Source organism: Altererythrobacter epoxidivorans (genome assembly GCF_001281485.1).
GTDB lineage: Bacteria > Pseudomonadota > Alphaproteobacteria > Sphingomonadales > Sphingomonadaceae > Erythrobacter > Erythrobacter epoxidivorans.
The window spans coordinates 925,904-939,677 of the sequence record NZ_CP012669.1 but is presented as its reverse complement, the minus strand read 5'-3'; the positions used below and the strand labels follow the sequence as shown (position 1 = coordinate 939,677).

17 protein-coding genes and 1 tRNA gene are annotated in these 13,774 nt (G+C 59.9%); 7 read left to right on the top strand and 11 right to left on the bottom strand.

Translation table 11 applies throughout. From position 1 onward, the window contains the following. Positions 1-11 precede the first annotated feature (11 nt). Entirely contained in the window at positions 12-575 is a 564-nt protein-coding gene (gene efp, locus AMC99_RS04825) for an elongation factor P (RefSeq protein ID WP_061923532.1), read from the bottom strand. Positions 576-700: 125 nt separating this feature from the next. Here efp and AMC99_RS04820 point away from each other — a divergent pair, with 125 nt between their 5' ends. Next, positions 701-1,060, top strand: coding sequence for a hypothetical protein (locus AMC99_RS04820; RefSeq protein WP_061923529.1), 360 nt, complete (start codon positions 701-703; stop codon positions 1,058-1,060). A gap of 11 nt (positions 1,061-1,071) precedes the next feature. Here AMC99_RS04820 and AMC99_RS04815 read toward each other — a convergent pair whose 3' ends face one another. The 3 genes from AMC99_RS04815 to thiE all read right to left on the bottom strand — a co-directional run bounded on the left by AMC99_RS04815 (position 1,072) and on the right by thiE (position 3,683). Further along, entirely contained in the window at positions 1,072-1,758 is a 687-nt protein-coding gene (locus AMC99_RS04815; protein ID WP_061923526.1) for a M23 family metallopeptidase, read from the bottom strand. Positions 1,759-1,775: 17 nt separating this feature from the next. Next, positions 1,776-2,870 carry a L,D-transpeptidase family protein gene (locus tag AMC99_RS04810; protein ID WP_338021455.1) on the bottom strand — a complete coding sequence of 365 codons (1,095 nt, stop codon included), beginning with the start codon at positions 2,868-2,870 and terminating at the stop codon, positions 1,776-1,778. Between the two features lie 180 nt (positions 2,871-3,050). Continuing rightward, a complete protein-coding gene (thiE, locus tag AMC99_RS04805) occupies positions 3,051-3,683 on the bottom strand; it encodes a thiamine phosphate synthase (RefSeq protein ID WP_083440090.1) in 633 nt (210 codons plus the stop codon). A 79-nt stretch (positions 3,684-3,762) separates the two neighbouring features. Between thiE and AMC99_RS04800 the strand changes: the two genes are divergently transcribed. Continuing rightward, entirely contained in the window at positions 3,763-4,167 is a 405-nt protein-coding gene (locus tag AMC99_RS04800) for a hypothetical protein (protein ID WP_061923518.1), read from the top strand. 115 nt (positions 4,168-4,282) lie between these two features. Next, positions 4,283-4,639 (top strand): hypothetical protein, encoded by a 357-nt coding sequence (locus tag AMC99_RS04795; protein ID WP_061923515.1) that lies wholly within the window; start codon positions 4,283-4,285, stop codon positions 4,637-4,639. 10 nt (positions 4,640-4,649) lie between these two features. Here AMC99_RS04795 and AMC99_RS04790 read toward each other — a convergent pair whose 3' ends face one another. From AMC99_RS04790 to tkt, 5 genes are all read right to left on the bottom strand, one after another. After that, entirely contained in the window at positions 4,650-5,534 is an 885-nt protein-coding gene (locus AMC99_RS04790) for a fructose bisphosphate aldolase (RefSeq protein ID WP_061923513.1), read from the bottom strand. A 153-nt stretch (positions 5,535-5,687) separates the two neighbouring features. Beyond that, positions 5,688-6,116, bottom strand: a complete 429-nt coding sequence (locus AMC99_RS04785; protein WP_061923510.1) for a nuclear transport factor 2 family protein — start codon at positions 6,114-6,116, stop codon at positions 5,688-5,690. Continuing rightward, on the bottom strand, positions 6,109-7,308 hold the full coding sequence (locus AMC99_RS04780) for a phosphoglycerate kinase (protein ID WP_061923509.1): 1,200 nt from the start codon (positions 7,306-7,308) through the stop codon (positions 6,109-6,111). Before AMC99_RS04780 ends, AMC99_RS04785 begins: the two co-directional genes overlap by 8 nt. Before the next feature lie 10 nt (positions 7,309-7,318). After that, complete coding sequence (gene gap, locus AMC99_RS04775; protein ID WP_061923506.1) at positions 7,319-8,326, bottom strand: type I glyceraldehyde-3-phosphate dehydrogenase; 1,008 nt, start codon at positions 8,324-8,326, stop codon at positions 7,319-7,321. A 15-nt stretch (positions 8,327-8,341) separates the two neighbouring features. Next, positions 8,342-10,342 carry a transketolase gene (gene tkt / locus AMC99_RS04770; RefSeq protein WP_061923503.1) on the bottom strand — a complete coding sequence of 667 codons (2,001 nt, stop codon included), beginning with the start codon at positions 10,340-10,342 and terminating at the stop codon, positions 8,342-8,344. Between tkt and AMC99_RS14095 the strand changes: the two genes are divergently transcribed. The 4 genes from AMC99_RS14095 to AMC99_RS04750 all read left to right on the top strand — a co-directional run bounded on the left by AMC99_RS14095 (position 10,299) and on the right by AMC99_RS04750 (position 12,202). Continuing rightward, the gene (locus tag AMC99_RS14095; RefSeq protein WP_198143615.1) at positions 10,299-10,769 is read left to right on the top strand and encodes a hypothetical protein; all 471 of its coding nucleotides are present in this window, start codon (positions 10,299-10,301) and stop codon (positions 10,767-10,769) included. The two genes, tkt and AMC99_RS14095, sit on opposite strands and share 44 nt — an antisense overlap. After that, on the top strand, positions 10,766-11,218 hold the full coding sequence (locus AMC99_RS04760) for a cell division protein ZapA (protein WP_061923498.1): 453 nt from the start codon (positions 10,766-10,768) through the stop codon (positions 11,216-11,218). The genes AMC99_RS14095 and AMC99_RS04760 overlap by 4 nt, the downstream gene beginning before the upstream one ends. A 193-nt stretch (positions 11,219-11,411) precedes the next feature. Beyond that, on the top strand, positions 11,412-11,987 hold the full coding sequence (locus tag AMC99_RS04755; RefSeq protein ID WP_338021454.1) for a 5-formyltetrahydrofolate cyclo-ligase: 576 nt from the start codon (positions 11,412-11,414) through the stop codon (positions 11,985-11,987). After that, a complete protein-coding gene (locus tag AMC99_RS04750; RefSeq protein WP_061923492.1) occupies positions 11,987-12,202 on the top strand; it encodes a DUF2842 domain-containing protein in 216 nt (71 codons plus the stop codon). Before AMC99_RS04755 ends, AMC99_RS04750 begins: the two co-directional genes overlap by 1 nt. Positions 12,203-12,311: 109 nt before the next feature. Here the strand turns inward: AMC99_RS04750 and AMC99_RS04745 are convergent. Both AMC99_RS04745 and AMC99_RS04740 read right to left on the bottom strand, forming a co-directional pair. Further along, a tRNA-Asp gene (locus AMC99_RS04745) sits at positions 12,312-12,388 on the bottom strand. Positions 12,389-12,478: 90 nt separating this feature from the next. Next, positions 12,479-13,774 carry a dihydrolipoamide acetyltransferase family protein gene (locus tag AMC99_RS04740; protein ID WP_061923489.1) on the bottom strand — a complete coding sequence of 432 codons (1,296 nt, stop codon included), beginning with the start codon at positions 13,772-13,774 and terminating at the stop codon, positions 12,479-12,481.

The window sequence follows — 13,774 nt, the reverse complement described above, 5'->3', positions numbered from 1 at the left end:
AGATTACTCCGTTAGCCGGCTTTCCCGACGTAAGACTGTTCATACACGTCGACGATGATACGCGTTCCGCTTTCGATGTGCGGCGGAACCATGATCCGCACGCCATTGTCGAGCATAGCAGGCTTGTAACTCGAAGAAGCTGTCTGCCCCTTAACGACGGCATCCGCCTCCACGATTTCAGCTTCGACCTGCTGCGGCAGCTCGACACTGATCGGGCGTTCTTCCCACAATTCGAGCGAAACCTGCATACCATCCTGAAGGAAGGGACGCGCATCGCCCAGAAGGTCGCTCGGCAGGTTGATCTGTTCGTAGGTGTCGGTGTCCATGAAGACCAGCATATCACCGTCTTCGTACAGGAACTGATAGTCCTTGGTATCGAGGCGCACCTTTTCGACCGTGTCGGCGCTGCGAAAGCGGACGTTGGTCTTGCGGCCGTCGATGAGGTTCTTCATCTCGACCTGCATATATGCCCCACCCTTACCGGGCTGGGTGTGCTGGATCTTGGCGACTTTCCAGATGCCGCCTTCGTATTCCAGGATGTTGCCGGGGCGAATATCGACGCCGCTGATTTTCATCGGAGAAACCTTCTTGTGGGAGAGCGGACGAGCTGCCCGCAAATCTGCGCCGCGCCCTTAGCTTACCCGTGGCGATACGGCAAGGCGGCTGGAATTCGCCACTTCTTCCTGATAACGGACCGCCCATGCGAAAGCTCATTGCCCTCATCGCGGTACTGGCGGCATCCGCGCCGGCCCATGGCTTGAACGGCGGTATGCTGAAGACCATGCCTCATGGCCGCTACGAATGCGCCCTGCCCGGCGATGCGACGGGTCCGGCGTGGACCAGCGTCCCGGACGAAAGTTTCGTCCTTAGCGGAGCCTCTAGCTATCGGTCCGAAGCAGGTCACGGCACCTACATCCTCAAAGGCCGCAATTTCACGTTTACCCGTGGGCCGTTCAAAGGCCGCAATTTCCGCCGCACTGGTAACGCCGAACTTCAGTCGATCGAACCGGAGGGCTCGCTCGGCCGCATGATCTGCATCAGGGTCTCAAGCACTCACTGAGCTTTTGCCGGTTACTTCTTCAACAAAGGATACGGATTGACCGCATTGGTTGGTTCCCACCAACTGGCGTCGGCCGTGGTGCGCAGAATGGCAAAATGGAGATGCGGCGCCTCGCGTGACGCGTTTCCGGTGCTACCCACCGTCCCCAGCCGCTGACCGCGGCGGACCTTCTGGCCCTCTTTCAAACCTTCCGAATATTCGTCGAGATGTGCGTAGTAGTAGATCGTCTTGCGATCGGTGCTGCGCACATAGATCGTGTTGCCGCCGGCTTCCGAAACGAACAGCTTCTCAACCGTGCCAGGCGCGGCGGCCAGGACACTGGTGCCCCTGGGCGCCATGATATCGATTGCTTCATGCATTCGGTCGCCGCCGCCGCGTTCATCCATGAAGGTGTCAGTAAGATCGCTCGGCCGGACATTGTGGACGGGTATCTGGAGCACATCGTCTGTAGCCCCTGTGACGCTTCGCGTGTCGAGCGGAGCATCTTCGGATGCGACCGTGGTATTGTCGCCGTTCGGCACTGCGACGGCCGGGGGTGATTCCGGTGCATCGCTCGGCGCGGCTTCGGCAGGCCGCAGCGACCTTTCCCCCTCACGGCTCCCCGCCATTTCAATCAGGCTGCCACCCGCGACAATCCACACAGCAGAGGTCAGCGTGGCGGTAATGACGATGGTGAGAATGCGATCGATAATGCCCATTTGTCCCCTCTAACCCATCATGCCTCGAAGATCACCTTTGTGCTCCCCGAAACCATCTCGGCAAGACGTGCGGCGTCCCAATTCGTCAGTCGGACGCAACCGTGGCTCTGCGTACGTCCGATGGTCTGCGGCTCCGGCGTGCCGTGGATGCCGTAATGCTCCTTGGTCAGGTCGATCCATACGACGCCGACCGGGCCGTTCGGACCCGGAGGAAGCTGCTGCTTTTCCTCGTCGTCCGAAACGTCCCAGAACAATTCCGGGTTATAAGCAAAGGGCGGATTGTGCGCGACTCCGGTGATGCCCCATTCGCCCAGCGGCAGGGGATCGTGGCTCGATCCGGTCGTAACCGTGAACAGCGCTACTAGCTTGCCGCCCATGTCATATGCCTTGAGCGTGCCGGCGCTCTTGCTGACGACTATTTTCGAAACATCGGGTTGATCGCTTCCGACACCGAGCGATGCCAGCGTCGAACGCCATCCGTCGTCGCTCACCGCGCCCTTCGTGATCTTGTCCGCACCGATGTTTGGCACACGGATTTGCTGTCCTGCCTGAAAATAGCTGTCCCCGGGACGCTTGGTTGGGGGCGGATCGCTCTCGGCAGCTTCGCCAGCCGATGACGATTTGGAGGATGGGTTCGGTGTCGCCGAATTACCCTCAGAGTTGCCATCGCTGATGCCTGCCGGACGACCGCCGGGATTCAATTGTCTAAGCACTTCCAGCGTGGTGTGAAAACGCTCGGCGAGTTTTTCATCGAGCGTTTCGTACCCCATGCCCTCCATCTCGGCTTGCTTGGCAGGGTCGTCGGGAATTTCCTCGAACGACAGGCTCCCCCAATTGTCGGGAATGGTGACAATCCGGGTGGCGGGAATGCGATCCCATTGTGCGAGAGCCTTCGTGGTGGCTTCGTCGTTCTCGCCAGTTATCTCGAGATCATTCGCTTCCTGAAAGCCGCGCAGCGCGTTTTCGGTGCTCATGCCCGTCTTGCCGTCGATGACACCGGGCCCGAACCCCAATCGATCGAGCACCACCTGAAGCTGCATGACCGGACGATCTTCACTGTCAGGAATGTCGAGCGATTTGTCGGTGCTTTCACCGTCGTCGTCTGAAGCCATAGCATCGGCAAGGTTTTGCGTCGTTGCATTTGCAGTACGATCTGCCTCGGCCGCTGCTTCGTCCCCTGACGTGTCCGGTGAGCCGCAAGCTACAAGGGCAAGCAGGGCAGCAGAGGCGAGAAGGCGGCGCATAGATGACTCCCAATGTCCGGACCGGATGGTCCGTTTCGGGTCATCAACTCACGCCGACGCGATTTTATCCGAAAAAGCTTTTACCGCAGCAACTTCGTCTCCGCCCCATACCGCGTTGGAGACGGCGAGAAAGTCTGCCCCGGCCCTCACCAGAGGCGCGCAATTGTCCGGTGTGATCCCGCCAATTGCAACGCAGGGGATCTCGAACAATGTGCTCCACCATTCGAGGATATCTGGACTTGGCCTATGCTCGGTTTCCTTCGTGGACGAAGGGTAGAATGCACCGAACGCGACATAATCGGCACCGGCTTCACCTGCTTCCATCGCAAGGTGCTTACTCGCATGACAGGTCACGCCAATCTGGGCTTCGCGACCCAAAACCTCGCGAGCTTCCTTCGGATTTCCATCACCCTGCCCCAGATGTACGCCATCGGCTCCAACGCGTTTGGCGAGGGAAATGCTGTCATTCACGATGAAAGCAACGTCGTGCTCCGCGCAGATTCTCTGCAACGGTTCGGCCAGCAATGCCGCCTCATGCTGGTCGATATCCTTCACGCGAAACTGGAAAGCAGTGACCAACCCGGCCCCTGCGGCGAGCGCATTCGATAATCTCGCGGGAAAGTCTCCGGAAACGTCGAGCGGCGAAATCAGGTAGAGCTGGCAGGGTGCAATATCGGGCATGAAACGCCCTCTAGCCATATCGTTTGCCCTCGTCACCCATTCAGGCGAGCGACAGCGATGCAAGCGCTAACTTCGCGTCATGATCGACACTCACAAACTCGCAATCACTCTCACCCTCGCTGCCTCTTTGACCGCATGTGCAGTCATCCCTGATGCACCGATCGTTGAAGGCACCCCTCGCGCTGAAGGCACGCCAGTTGCCTTGGATCAACCCGTCGTGGTCGGTGACCTCGTCGTCACTCCAAAAGCGATCAAGGAGGATAGCCGGTGCCCCGCGAACGCACGATGTGTCTGGGCTGGACGGCTGGTAGTGACGACCCGGATCGATGGCGCTGGCTGGCGCGATACGGCCGATATCACCCTTGGCGAAATGTACGGAACGCATGATCGCGTCATCAAGCTGATCGACGCAGCGCCGACCGTAATGACCAATGGCCCGGTGCAGAAGACGGATTACCGGCTAACCTACGCCCAGGCGCTCTAGCTCGTCCCGAACAGGGTTAACCGTCTCGAAACTCTGTTTCCAATCAGGACAGTGCATACGGGCACGATACGAGGCGCGAGGAAAATGATACATCGGCTGTGAAGGAGTTTCCGCCATGCCGATTGCCAGCGCCCTGGGCCTCATCCTCGCTTCAACGCCCGTCTATCTCGCCGACACTCCCGTCTTTCGCAGCTACGCGCTGGCGAGCGACCTTTCGGTGACTGCCGTGGCGATTATCGAAGATTCGCGCTGCGAAACTCCGGCACCATGCTTCGGCCGGGACCGGTTGCTCGTCGCCGCGGTCGTTCGGGATCGTGGTCATGACTGGGAATATTCGGCAGAACTCGGCGAACCGATTTTCCTGCGCGAAGGCGTGCTGACCCTCGTCGATACTGCGACGCCGCCGCGCGAAGGCAGCGCGATCCCGCTTTCACGCTATCGACTGGACTGGGTTTTCGAGCCCTACGAATAGGGACCGAAGATCAGTTGGACGCTGCTGCGATCTGATCGATCGCCTTGCCGAGCGCCGCGTCGAATTCCTCGTCCGACAGATCCTTGCGAAGATCCTGCAACAGGCCGCGGCTGAAGCTCGCGATCATGCCGGGGTTCTTCGCCAGGTGCTCGCAAGCATCGTCGGTCGAAAAGCCACCAGAAAGAGCGACTACGCGCAGAACGTTGGGATGTTCGATCGCAGGGGTGTAGAGACCCGGCTCGACTGGGATGGAAAGCTTCAGCATGACCTGGCGGCCTTCCGGAAGAGCGTTCAGGCCCTTCATCAGCTCATCTAGCAGGATCTTTTCGCCTTCTGCGCGATCGTCGGCCGTGATGTCGTATTCCGGCTCGAGAATCGGGACGAGACCGGCATCGCAAATCTGGTTCCCGACCTCGAACTGCTGGGCCACGACGTCGGCAATCCCCTTCGGATTTGCCGACTTGATGACCGAGCGCATCTTGGTTCCGAACATGCCGGCGTTAACCGATTTCTCGAGAAGCGCGGGAAGCTTGTCGAGCGGCTTCATCATCTGAGCGCCGTCCTGCTCGTCGGCCAGTCCCTGATCGACCTTGATGAAAGGCACGACGCCGCGAGCCTTCAGCGCATCAGCTGTGGTCTTGCCGTCGACCTCACCATCCATCGTCTTTTCGAACAGGATCGCGCCGATAACCTTGCCATTGCCGAAACAGGGCGAGGTGATGACGCGGCTGCGCATTTCGTGGATGCGGGCGAACATTTCGTCATCGCCCGACCATTCGTCATCGCCGACACCGTATCCACGCAGAGCCTTGGGAGTCGAACCGCCGGACTGGTCCAGCGCCGCGATAAAGCCTTCACCGGTGGCGATCTTGGTCTTCATTTCTTCGAAGTTCATAAGTCCCTGCCCTGTGCATCTGGTGCGGTGCATACGAATGCGTTGGCGCGCCAATAGCCACGCCCCTCGCCGCTTGCAACAGCACGTGGAAAACCTTTCCTAAACCTTGGTGTAGCTGCCGCTAATGATGGCCGAACTCGCCCCGGCAAAGCTTCAATGCCAGAGCTGCAGATGCCGGATCGAGGCAGGCAGTTTGTCGTCACTGTCGGTACGTGCAAGACTGCGTTCGACGAGCTTCCAACCACGTTTCACCCTGCCCTTCATCCACAAGTCGCTGATCCAGAACTTGCCGGTCCAGTCGCGGCGATCGATTTTGAGTTCCAACTCCGCACTGGCCGTGAACCAGGCCGAGCGCCCATGCTTTCGCACACAGACTTCGTTGAAGCGGAAGCCCTGACACGAAAACGGCCCGGACATGGCTTCGACGAAGCTTGGGCGATCAAGCAGTTGTGACGGTTCGGATGCGACAATCATCATGAAATCGCGCGCTGCCAGCTTGCGCAATTCGCCCGCTTCACGGCGCATCCATGCGCGCATGAAGCGGTGTTCGAGCGTTTCGATTTCTGCGGCAATATCAGCCATTGAGAGCCGCTACACCGGGCAATTCCTTGCCCTCCATCCATTCGAGGAAAGCACCGCCCGCGGTAGAGACATAGGTGACCTGGTCGGCCACGCCTGCATGTGCGAGCGCGGCGACGGTGTCACCGCCCCCCGCTACCGAAATCAGCGATCCTTCCTGCGTCAGTGCGGCTGCCGTCCGGGCAAGCGCTACGGTCGCTGCATCGAAGGGTTCGGTTTCGAATGCGCCCAGTGGGCCGTTCCAGACGAGCGTACGGCAAGTCTTGAGCACATCGCCAAGCGCCTCGACCGCAAGTGGTCCGACATCGAGGATCATTTCATCTTCGGCGACTTCATGGACGTTGCAGATGCGCAGGCTGGGCGGGTTGGGAGCGAACTCCTTTGCCACCACGACATCATAGGGCAGATGGACCGTGCAGCCGGCATGATCCGCTTCGTCCATGATTTCGCTGGCGGTTGCGGTCAGGTCATGTTCGCACAAGGATTTGCCGACATCGACACCCTTTGCGGCCAAGAAAGTATTGGCCATGCCGCCGCCGATGATCAGGTGCTGCACCTTGCCGACGAGGTTTTTCAGGACGTCGAGCTTCGTCGAAACCTTTGCCCCGCCCACGACTGCGGCAACCGGCGGTTCGGGATTGCCAAGCGCGGAATCGAGCGCGGTGAGTTCCCTCTGCATCGCGCGGCCTGCATAAGCCGGAAGCAGGTGCGCCAGACCTTCAGTCGATGCATGCGCGCGGTGCGAGGCAGAAAACGCGTCGTTGACGTAGAAATCGCCATTCGCCGCGATCGCCTTGGCGAAGTCTGGATCATTCGCCTCTTCACCAGGCCAGAAACGGACGTTGTCCATAAGGCCGATGTCGCCGGCCCGCAGGATACCGAGTGCCTGCTCGACCACAGGACCGGAAACTTCCGGAATGAACATGATCTCCTTGTCGAGAACACGTTCGACATCGCCCTGGACCATGCTCGTCGAAAGCACCGAGCTGCGCTGGCCTTTCGGGCGACCGAAATGGGCGAGAAGGACGACCTTGGCCCCCTTCTCACTCAGTTCGAGAATGGTGGGTTTCACCGCTTCGACCCGCGTCACGTCGCTGGCCGAACCGCCCTTCATCGGGAGGTTGAGGTCGACCCGGACGAGCGCAACCTTGCCGGTTATGTCACCCAGGTCATCGAGCGTCTTGAAACCCGCCATCAGTCAGTCCTCAGATCAGGCCGGCCATGACGCCAGCAGTGTCGATCATGCGGTTCGAGAAGCCCCATTCGTTGTCGTACCAGCTGACGACGCGGCAGAGCTTGCCTTCCATGACCGAGGTCTCGAGGCTGTCGATGGTCGAACTCGCCGGATGGTGATTGAAGTCACTGCTCACCAGCGGCTGATCGGTGTAATCGAGCACACCCTTCATCTTGCCCTCAGCTGCAGCCTTGAGCGCGGCGTTGAGTTCCTCGGCGCTGGTATCGCGGCCCGGGGTAAAGACAAGATCGACAAGGCTGACGTTCGGCGTCGGAACGCGAACCGAAGATCCGTCCAGCTTGCCGGCGAGTTCAGGCAGCACAAGGCCGACCGCGCGGGCAGCACCGGTAGTGGTCGGTATCATGTTCTGCGCACCGCCGCGCGCACGGCGCATGTCGCTGTGCATCTGGTCGAGCATGCGCTGGTCGTTGGTGTAGCTGTGGATCGTGGTCATGAAACCGCGTTCGATACCGACCGTGTCGTGAAGCACCTTGGCCATCGGCGACAGGCAGTTGGTGGTGCAGCTGGCATTGGAGACGATAACGTCGTCTGCAGTCAGCGTTTCGTGGTTCACGCCGTAAACGATGGTCGCCGACACGCCAGATGCGGGCGCCGAAATGAGCACGCGCTTTGCCCCCGCCTTCAGGTGCGGTTCCGCTGCGTCGTGGCTCTGGAAGAAGCCGGTGCATTCGAGCGCGATATCGACGCCCTGCTCTGCGTGCGGCAGGTTACCGGGATCGCGTTCGCTGGTGACCACGATCTTCTTGCCGTTGACCGTGATGAAGCCTTCGCCGACTTCGACGGTGCCCGGAAAGCGCCCATGCGTGCTGTCGTACTGGAACAGCAGGGCGTTCGATTTGGTGTCCGCCAGATCGTTGATCGAAACCAGTTCGAGATCGTGGTCGTGACGTTCCAGAATGGCCCGGGCAACAAGGCGCCCAATACGTCCGAAACCGTTGATCGCAACCTTCGTCGCCATGAAAGAAACTCCTGTTTAGTCGTTCAATTTGTTCATGATTTGCGGAACGATAGCGTCCGCAGTGAAGCCGAATTTTTCAAAGAGCTGTTCTGCCGGTGCAGAGGCACCGAAGCGGTCCAGGCCGATATTCAAACCGTCGTTCCCGGTGTATTTCTGCCAACCAAGCGTGCTGCCGGCCTCGATCGAAACCTTCAGCGCGTCCGCAGGGAGCAGTTCCGAGCGATAGCCGGCATCCTGAAGGTCGAAGATGTCCATGCAAGGCATCGAAACGACGTCCGCGCCAATGCCCTTGCCTTTGAGTTCGTCGGCTACTGCGACCGCCAGTTCGACTTCCGAACCCGTCGCGATCAACACGACCTTGCGATCCGCAGAAGCCGGACGCAAGCAATAGGCCCCCTTGGCAGAACGGTTCGAAGCAGCAGACCAGCCGCCGTCCCCTTCGCCGCGAAGCTGCGGCAGGTTCTGACGAGATAGCGCAAGAACCGACGGCGTCTTGTCGTCCTGCAATGCGAGCGCCCAGCATTCCGCCGTCTCGATCGTATCGCACGGGCGATAGACGTTTAGATTCGGGATCAGGCGCAGGCTCATTACCTGTTCGACCGGCTGGTGCGTCGGGCCGTCTTCGCCGAGACCGATCGAATCATGGGTCAGGACGTACACCGCGCCGACCTGCTGCAATGCCGATAGGCGGATCGCGTTGCGGCAATAGTCGCTGAAGATCAGGAAGGTCCCGCCGTAGGGCGTGACACCCCCGTGCAGGGCCATGCCGTTCATCGCGGCAGCCATGCCGAATTCGCGAATACCGTAATAGACATACCGGCCCGAATAATCGTCAGCCACGAACGGCGCAGTGAACTGCGTCTTGGTGTTGTTCGATCCGGTAAGGTCGGCCGATCCGCCAATCAGCTGAGGGAGCTTTTCGGTCAGCGGGCCAAGCGCCAGTTCCGACGCCTTGCGGGTTGCGACCTTCTTTGGCTCTGCAGCCAGCGCCCTGATGTGCTGTTCCACAGCCATAGATGCGCGATCGCCAATGCCGGCCATATGATCGTTATATGCAGCGCCGCGGCCTTCGTCGGCCGCCAGTCGGGCGTCCCAATCCGACGAGATGCCTCTACCGGCGTCACCCGTCGATCGCCAATCGGCAAGGATATCGTCCGGTACTACGAAGGGCTCTGCGGTCCAGCCCAGCGCCTCGCGCGCGGCGGCAATCTCGTCCGGACCGAGCGGCGCCCCGTGAGTCGCGCTGGTGCCCTGTTTGTTCGGGGCGCCCTTCCCGATGATCGTCTTGCAAGCGACCAGCGAAGGCCTTTCATCGGCCATCGCTTCTTCGATTGCGCGCGAAATGTCGGCAAAATCGTGACCGTCGCACTCGGCGACATGCCAACCGGTCGCGCGATAGCGCGCTTTGATGTCTTCGGAGGTCGAAAGATCGGTCGTGCCATCGATGGTGATGTTGTTGTCATCCCAGAGGACGATCATGCGGCCCAGCTTGAAATGGCCGGCAAGCCCGATCGCCTCGTGATTGATACCTTCCATCAGGCAGCCGTCACCGGCGATCACCCATGTGCGGTGGTCGACCAGTTCATCACCGAAGAGGGCATTGAGGTGACGTTCGGCCATCGCCATACCGACACCCATCGCCAGGCCCTGTCCCAATGGGCCGGTCGTGCATTCGACACCGGGCAGGAGGAAATTCTCCGGGTGACCGGCACACGGGCTGCCAAGCTGTCGGAAATTCCTGATGTCGTCCATCGTCGGCTCTACGTAGCCGGATAGGTGGAGAAGGCTGTAAACCAGCATCGAGCCGTGACCCGCACTCAGCACGAAGCGGTCGCGGTCGTCCCAGTCCGGACGGGCGGGATCGAACTTGAGATACTTGGACCACAATACGGTCGCGACGTCGGCCATGCCCATCGGCATGCCGGGGTGCCCGGAATTTGCCGCTTGGACCGCGTCCATTGAAAGGGCGCGAATGGCGTTTGCCATGTTTTGCAAACGGGCGGTGTCGAAACTCATGCGGACAAGGCTCCTGCTGGTGTGCGCAGGCCTCCAGAAAACCGCGTTGGCCCGCGTGTCGATTCGGCGCGGGGCGACCCTTCGCGGATGGGTCCAGCTAGGTCAAGCAAGACACGCTGCACATCCCCATAAGTCGAACTTCGTCGCCCTGCCGCGAACACTTATCAACAGGACGGCCCAAGGTTTTGCCTTGAAACGGCAAAGTTGGTATTTTCACGTCATGGAGGAGGACCGTCGCGAAGCCGCACAGGCACGGATCGAGGCCGCATTGGCCCGTATCGATGCTGCGACTTCCATTTTATCCACCTCGGCGAATGGGGGATCATCCAAGGTCATGGCCCTGATCAACAAGCACGAGGCCTTGCGCGAAGACGTCGCCGACACGCTCCGCGATCTCGACAAGCTTATAGCGGACCTTGAATCATGAGCCAGGTTACACTGCAGATTGCAGGCAGGAACTACACGGTCGCTTGCGCAGATGGCGAAGAGGCGCAGGTGCGACACCTCGGCCAGGTTATCGACGAAAAGCTGGCGAAACTCGGCGGCAATCTCAGCAACGCGCCCGCCCAGAACCTCCTGTTTGCAGCGCTCCTCCTTGCCGATGAGGTCGATGAGTCGCGAAAAAGCAATGGCTCAGCAATAGATGCTGGCGCCTCCGACGAAACGGCGGAAAAGCTCAAGGAGCTGCAGCTCGAGCTTTACGCGCTGAAGGCGGAGCGGGACGCCATGGCGAAGGAATTGGCACGCTATGAAGAACGCAAACCTGCCAAAGCCGACGTCGAGCCAAGTGACGCGACAGCACCGCTGCTCGAAATGATAGCCGAAAAACTCGAAAAATCCGCCGACCTGCTTGAGGCAACGACGAGCGGCTCCTAAATAGGGATCGGCGGGACTGCCCGGCACGAGCCGTTTGAATATCCCTGAGGCTATAAGCAATCCTAGGGAGCTGTCCCTGCTCCGGTTTACGGGTTCGTCCCGGGGGCTGGAGTAAACGGCGCCCACCTGACGTTTAGGCGTCAGAGGATTTCTCGAGCAAACGACCCATGGTGGTTCCGCTACCTTTGCAAGCATGATGAAGACCAAATCCCAACTCCGCACTGAACTTCGCAATTTGCGCCGCCAGCATGTCGATGCTTTGCCCGACGCGATGCGCGGACTGGTCTTCCGTCGACCTCCGCGGCCCCTGCTCGATCTGATTCCGGCAGGATCTACGATCGGGCTCTACCGCGCCAACGCGGACGAGGCGCCCGCAACACATTACGCCGGCTTTTTCCATGAAAACGGTCACAGGCTGGCACTTCCCCGTTTTGCTGCTCGAGATTCCGCAATGGAGTTTGCGTCGCATATCGATCCTTTCGCGGAAACTGACTTGGTCGAGGGGCCTTTCGGATTGATGCAGCCAGGACCCGCCGCAGAAAAGATCGTACCCGATGTGCTTGTCATGCCGCTGATCGGCTTTACCGAAAGAGGTGAACGCCTGGGTCAGGGTGGCGGTCATTACGACCGCTGGCTAGAGCAGCATCCGGAAACCAGAACAATCGGTCTCGCATGGGACTGCCAACTGGTGGACGAATTGCCGGTCGAGGCCCATGATCGCCCGCTCGATCTGGTAGTCACCCCCACCCGCATGTACGGACCATTCTGATGCGTGAAGAACCCACTTGGCGAATCCCGGTCGGCATCCTCGGATTGCTGGCAGCTCTGATCGTCTATGGCCTCGTTGTGGCACGTTATGTGCCCGATGTGATCGCCTCGTGGCCTGGCTTGTTGCAGATGGCGGTTTACATCGTGCTCGGCCTGATCTGGCTTCTGCCTCTCAGGCGGTTTCTAATCTGGATGGAGACTGGCCGCTGGGGCTGAAAGGCCTTCCCGCAACCCGATTTCTCAATTTCAGGAATGTACGCGCAAGAAGGCAGGCGGTAGAACCGCCTGCCTCTGCACTTCCATCATTTCTGTGAAAGTTCCCAAGTGGCGCGAGTGACGGGACTCGAACCCGCGACCTTCGGCGTGACAGGCCGACACTCTAACCAACTGAGCTACACCCGCGCATATTGAGCGGCTAGCGCCTCTTGGGAGACGCGCCAATAAGGCTGCCGACAGATGCTGTCAACAAGCCTTGGCGCTAAAAATCAAACTTTATTCGGTCAGCAGCAGAACAGGTGTTTCGACGAGCTTTTTCAGCTCCTGGATGAAGCTTGCAGCATCGTATCCATCGACGACCCGGTGGTCGCAGCTGATCGAAATATTCATCAGCTTGCGCTTCTCGATTCTCTCGCCGCCCTGCCCGTCGCTGACGAACATCGGACGCTCGATAATACGGTTCGGGCCGATAATCGCGACTTCCGGTCGATTGATCACAGGAGTGGTCGCGACACCGCCCAGCGGGCCGAGCGAGGTCAACGTCAGTGTCGAACCGGAAAGTTCGTCGGATTTGGCAGAACCATCGCGCGCTGCATTGGCCAGGCGACCGATCTCGCTCGCCAGCTGCCAGAGGTTACGCGATTCGGCATTGCGGATCACCGGAACCATCAGGCCATTGTCCGTCTGTGCAGCCATTCCGAGGTGCACGGAACCATGTCGCGTGACGATATTGGCTTCGTCATCGTAACGCGCGTTTATCATCGGGAACTGCGGGAGTGTCTTGCAGATCGCCGTAATCAGCAGCGGAAGCATGGTCAGCTTCGGCTTGCTTCCCCGCGCCTCGTTCAGCTGCGCACGCAGGCGTTCGAGCTCGGTGACATCGCATTCCTCCACATAGGAGAAGTGTGGAATGTGCCGCTTCGACGCTGCCATGTTCTGCGCGATCCGCTTGCGCAGGCCGATGACCTTTATCTCTTCATCCTGACGAGAGGCGGCAGCAGGCGAAAACCCTCCGCCCGAATTATAGGCAAGGAACTGGTCGAGATCGCCATGACGAACACGGCCATCCTCTGCCGGTTTGATCTCGGAAAGGTCGATCCCGAGATCGCGGGCCCGCTTGCGCACTGCAGGAGTGGCTAGGACTTTTGCTTCGTGCCTCGGTTCCGGGGCAGGCGTAGGAGCAGGCAGCGGTTCCGGGGCGGGATCGGCGGCCAGAGCATCATCGGCATCGCTCGCGTCGGAGGTTTCAACCTCTATCCGCTCCGCGACTTCTTCCGCTTTGGGTGCAGGTGCAGCACCCTCGCCCTCTTCGGTGTCGTCGGGAACCTCGCCTTCAACTTCGACGACGACGAGCATCGAGCCCACTGCGATCGTATCGCCGGCTTCACCAGCCACTTCGACGACTATGCCATCGACAGGGCTTTCGATGTCGATCGTGGCCTTGTCGGTCATCACATCGACCAGGTGCTGGTCTTCGGAAACCGTATCGCCGACCTTAACGTGCCATTCGACGATTTCCGCCTCGGCAACGCCTTCGCCCACGTCGGGCATGTTGAATGTGAACTTTGCCAT

What these genes read in the sequence shown, in the direction of transcription:
- efp (WP_061923532.1), bottom strand. Translation starts at nt 575, where the DNA reads ATGAAAATCAGCGGCGTCGATATTCGCCCCGGCAACATCCTGGAATAC.
- AMC99_RS04750 (WP_061923492.1), top strand. Translation starts at nt 11,987, where the DNA reads ATGCGTGAAGAACCCACTTGGCGAATCCCGGTCGGCATCCTCGGATTG.
- AMC99_RS04760 (WP_061923498.1), top strand. Translation starts at nt 10,766, where the DNA reads ATGAGCCAGGTTACACTGCAGATTGCAGGCAGGAACTACACGGTCGCT.
- AMC99_RS04740 (WP_061923489.1), bottom strand. Translation starts at nt 13,774, where the DNA reads ATGGCAAAGTTCACATTCAACATGCCCGACGTGGGCGAAGGCGTTGCC.
- gap (WP_061923506.1), bottom strand. Translation starts at nt 8,326, where the DNA reads ATGGCGACGAAGGTTGCGATCAACGGTTTCGGACGTATTGGGCGCCTT.
- AMC99_RS04785 (WP_061923510.1), bottom strand. Translation starts at nt 6,116, where the DNA reads ATGGCTGATATTGCCGCAGAAATCGAAACGCTCGAACACCGCTTCATG.
- AMC99_RS14095 (WP_198143615.1), top strand. Translation starts at nt 10,299, where the DNA reads ATGGCGTTTGCCATGTTTTGCAAACGGGCGGTGTCGAAACTCATGCGG.
- AMC99_RS04800 (WP_061923518.1), top strand. Translation starts at nt 3,763, where the DNA reads ATGATCGACACTCACAAACTCGCAATCACTCTCACCCTCGCTGCCTCT.
- tkt (WP_061923503.1), bottom strand. Translation starts at nt 10,342, where the DNA reads ATGAGTTTCGACACCGCCCGTTTGCAAAACATGGCAAACGCCATTCGC.
- AMC99_RS04755 (WP_338021454.1), top strand. Translation starts at nt 11,412, where the DNA reads ATGATGAAGACCAAATCCCAACTCCGCACTGAACTTCGCAATTTGCGC.
- AMC99_RS04815 (WP_061923526.1), bottom strand. Translation starts at nt 1,758, where the DNA reads ATGGGCATTATCGATCGCATTCTCACCATCGTCATTACCGCCACGCTG.
- AMC99_RS04810 (WP_338021455.1), bottom strand. Translation starts at nt 2,870, where the DNA reads ATGGCTTCAGACGACGACGGTGAAAGCACCGACAAATCGCTCGACATT.
- AMC99_RS04790 (WP_061923513.1), bottom strand. Translation starts at nt 5,534, where the DNA reads ATGAACTTCGAAGAAATGAAGACCAAGATCGCCACCGGTGAAGGCTTT.
- AMC99_RS04795 (WP_061923515.1), top strand. Translation starts at nt 4,283, where the DNA reads ATGCCGATTGCCAGCGCCCTGGGCCTCATCCTCGCTTCAACGCCCGTC.
- AMC99_RS04820 (WP_061923529.1), top strand. Translation starts at nt 701, where the DNA reads ATGCGAAAGCTCATTGCCCTCATCGCGGTACTGGCGGCATCCGCGCCG.
- AMC99_RS04780 (WP_061923509.1), bottom strand. Translation starts at nt 7,308, where the DNA reads ATGGCGGGTTTCAAGACGCTCGATGACCTGGGTGACATAACCGGCAAG.
- thiE (WP_083440090.1), bottom strand. Translation starts at nt 3,683, where the DNA reads ATGCCCGATATTGCACCCTGCCAGCTCTACCTGATTTCGCCGCTCGAC.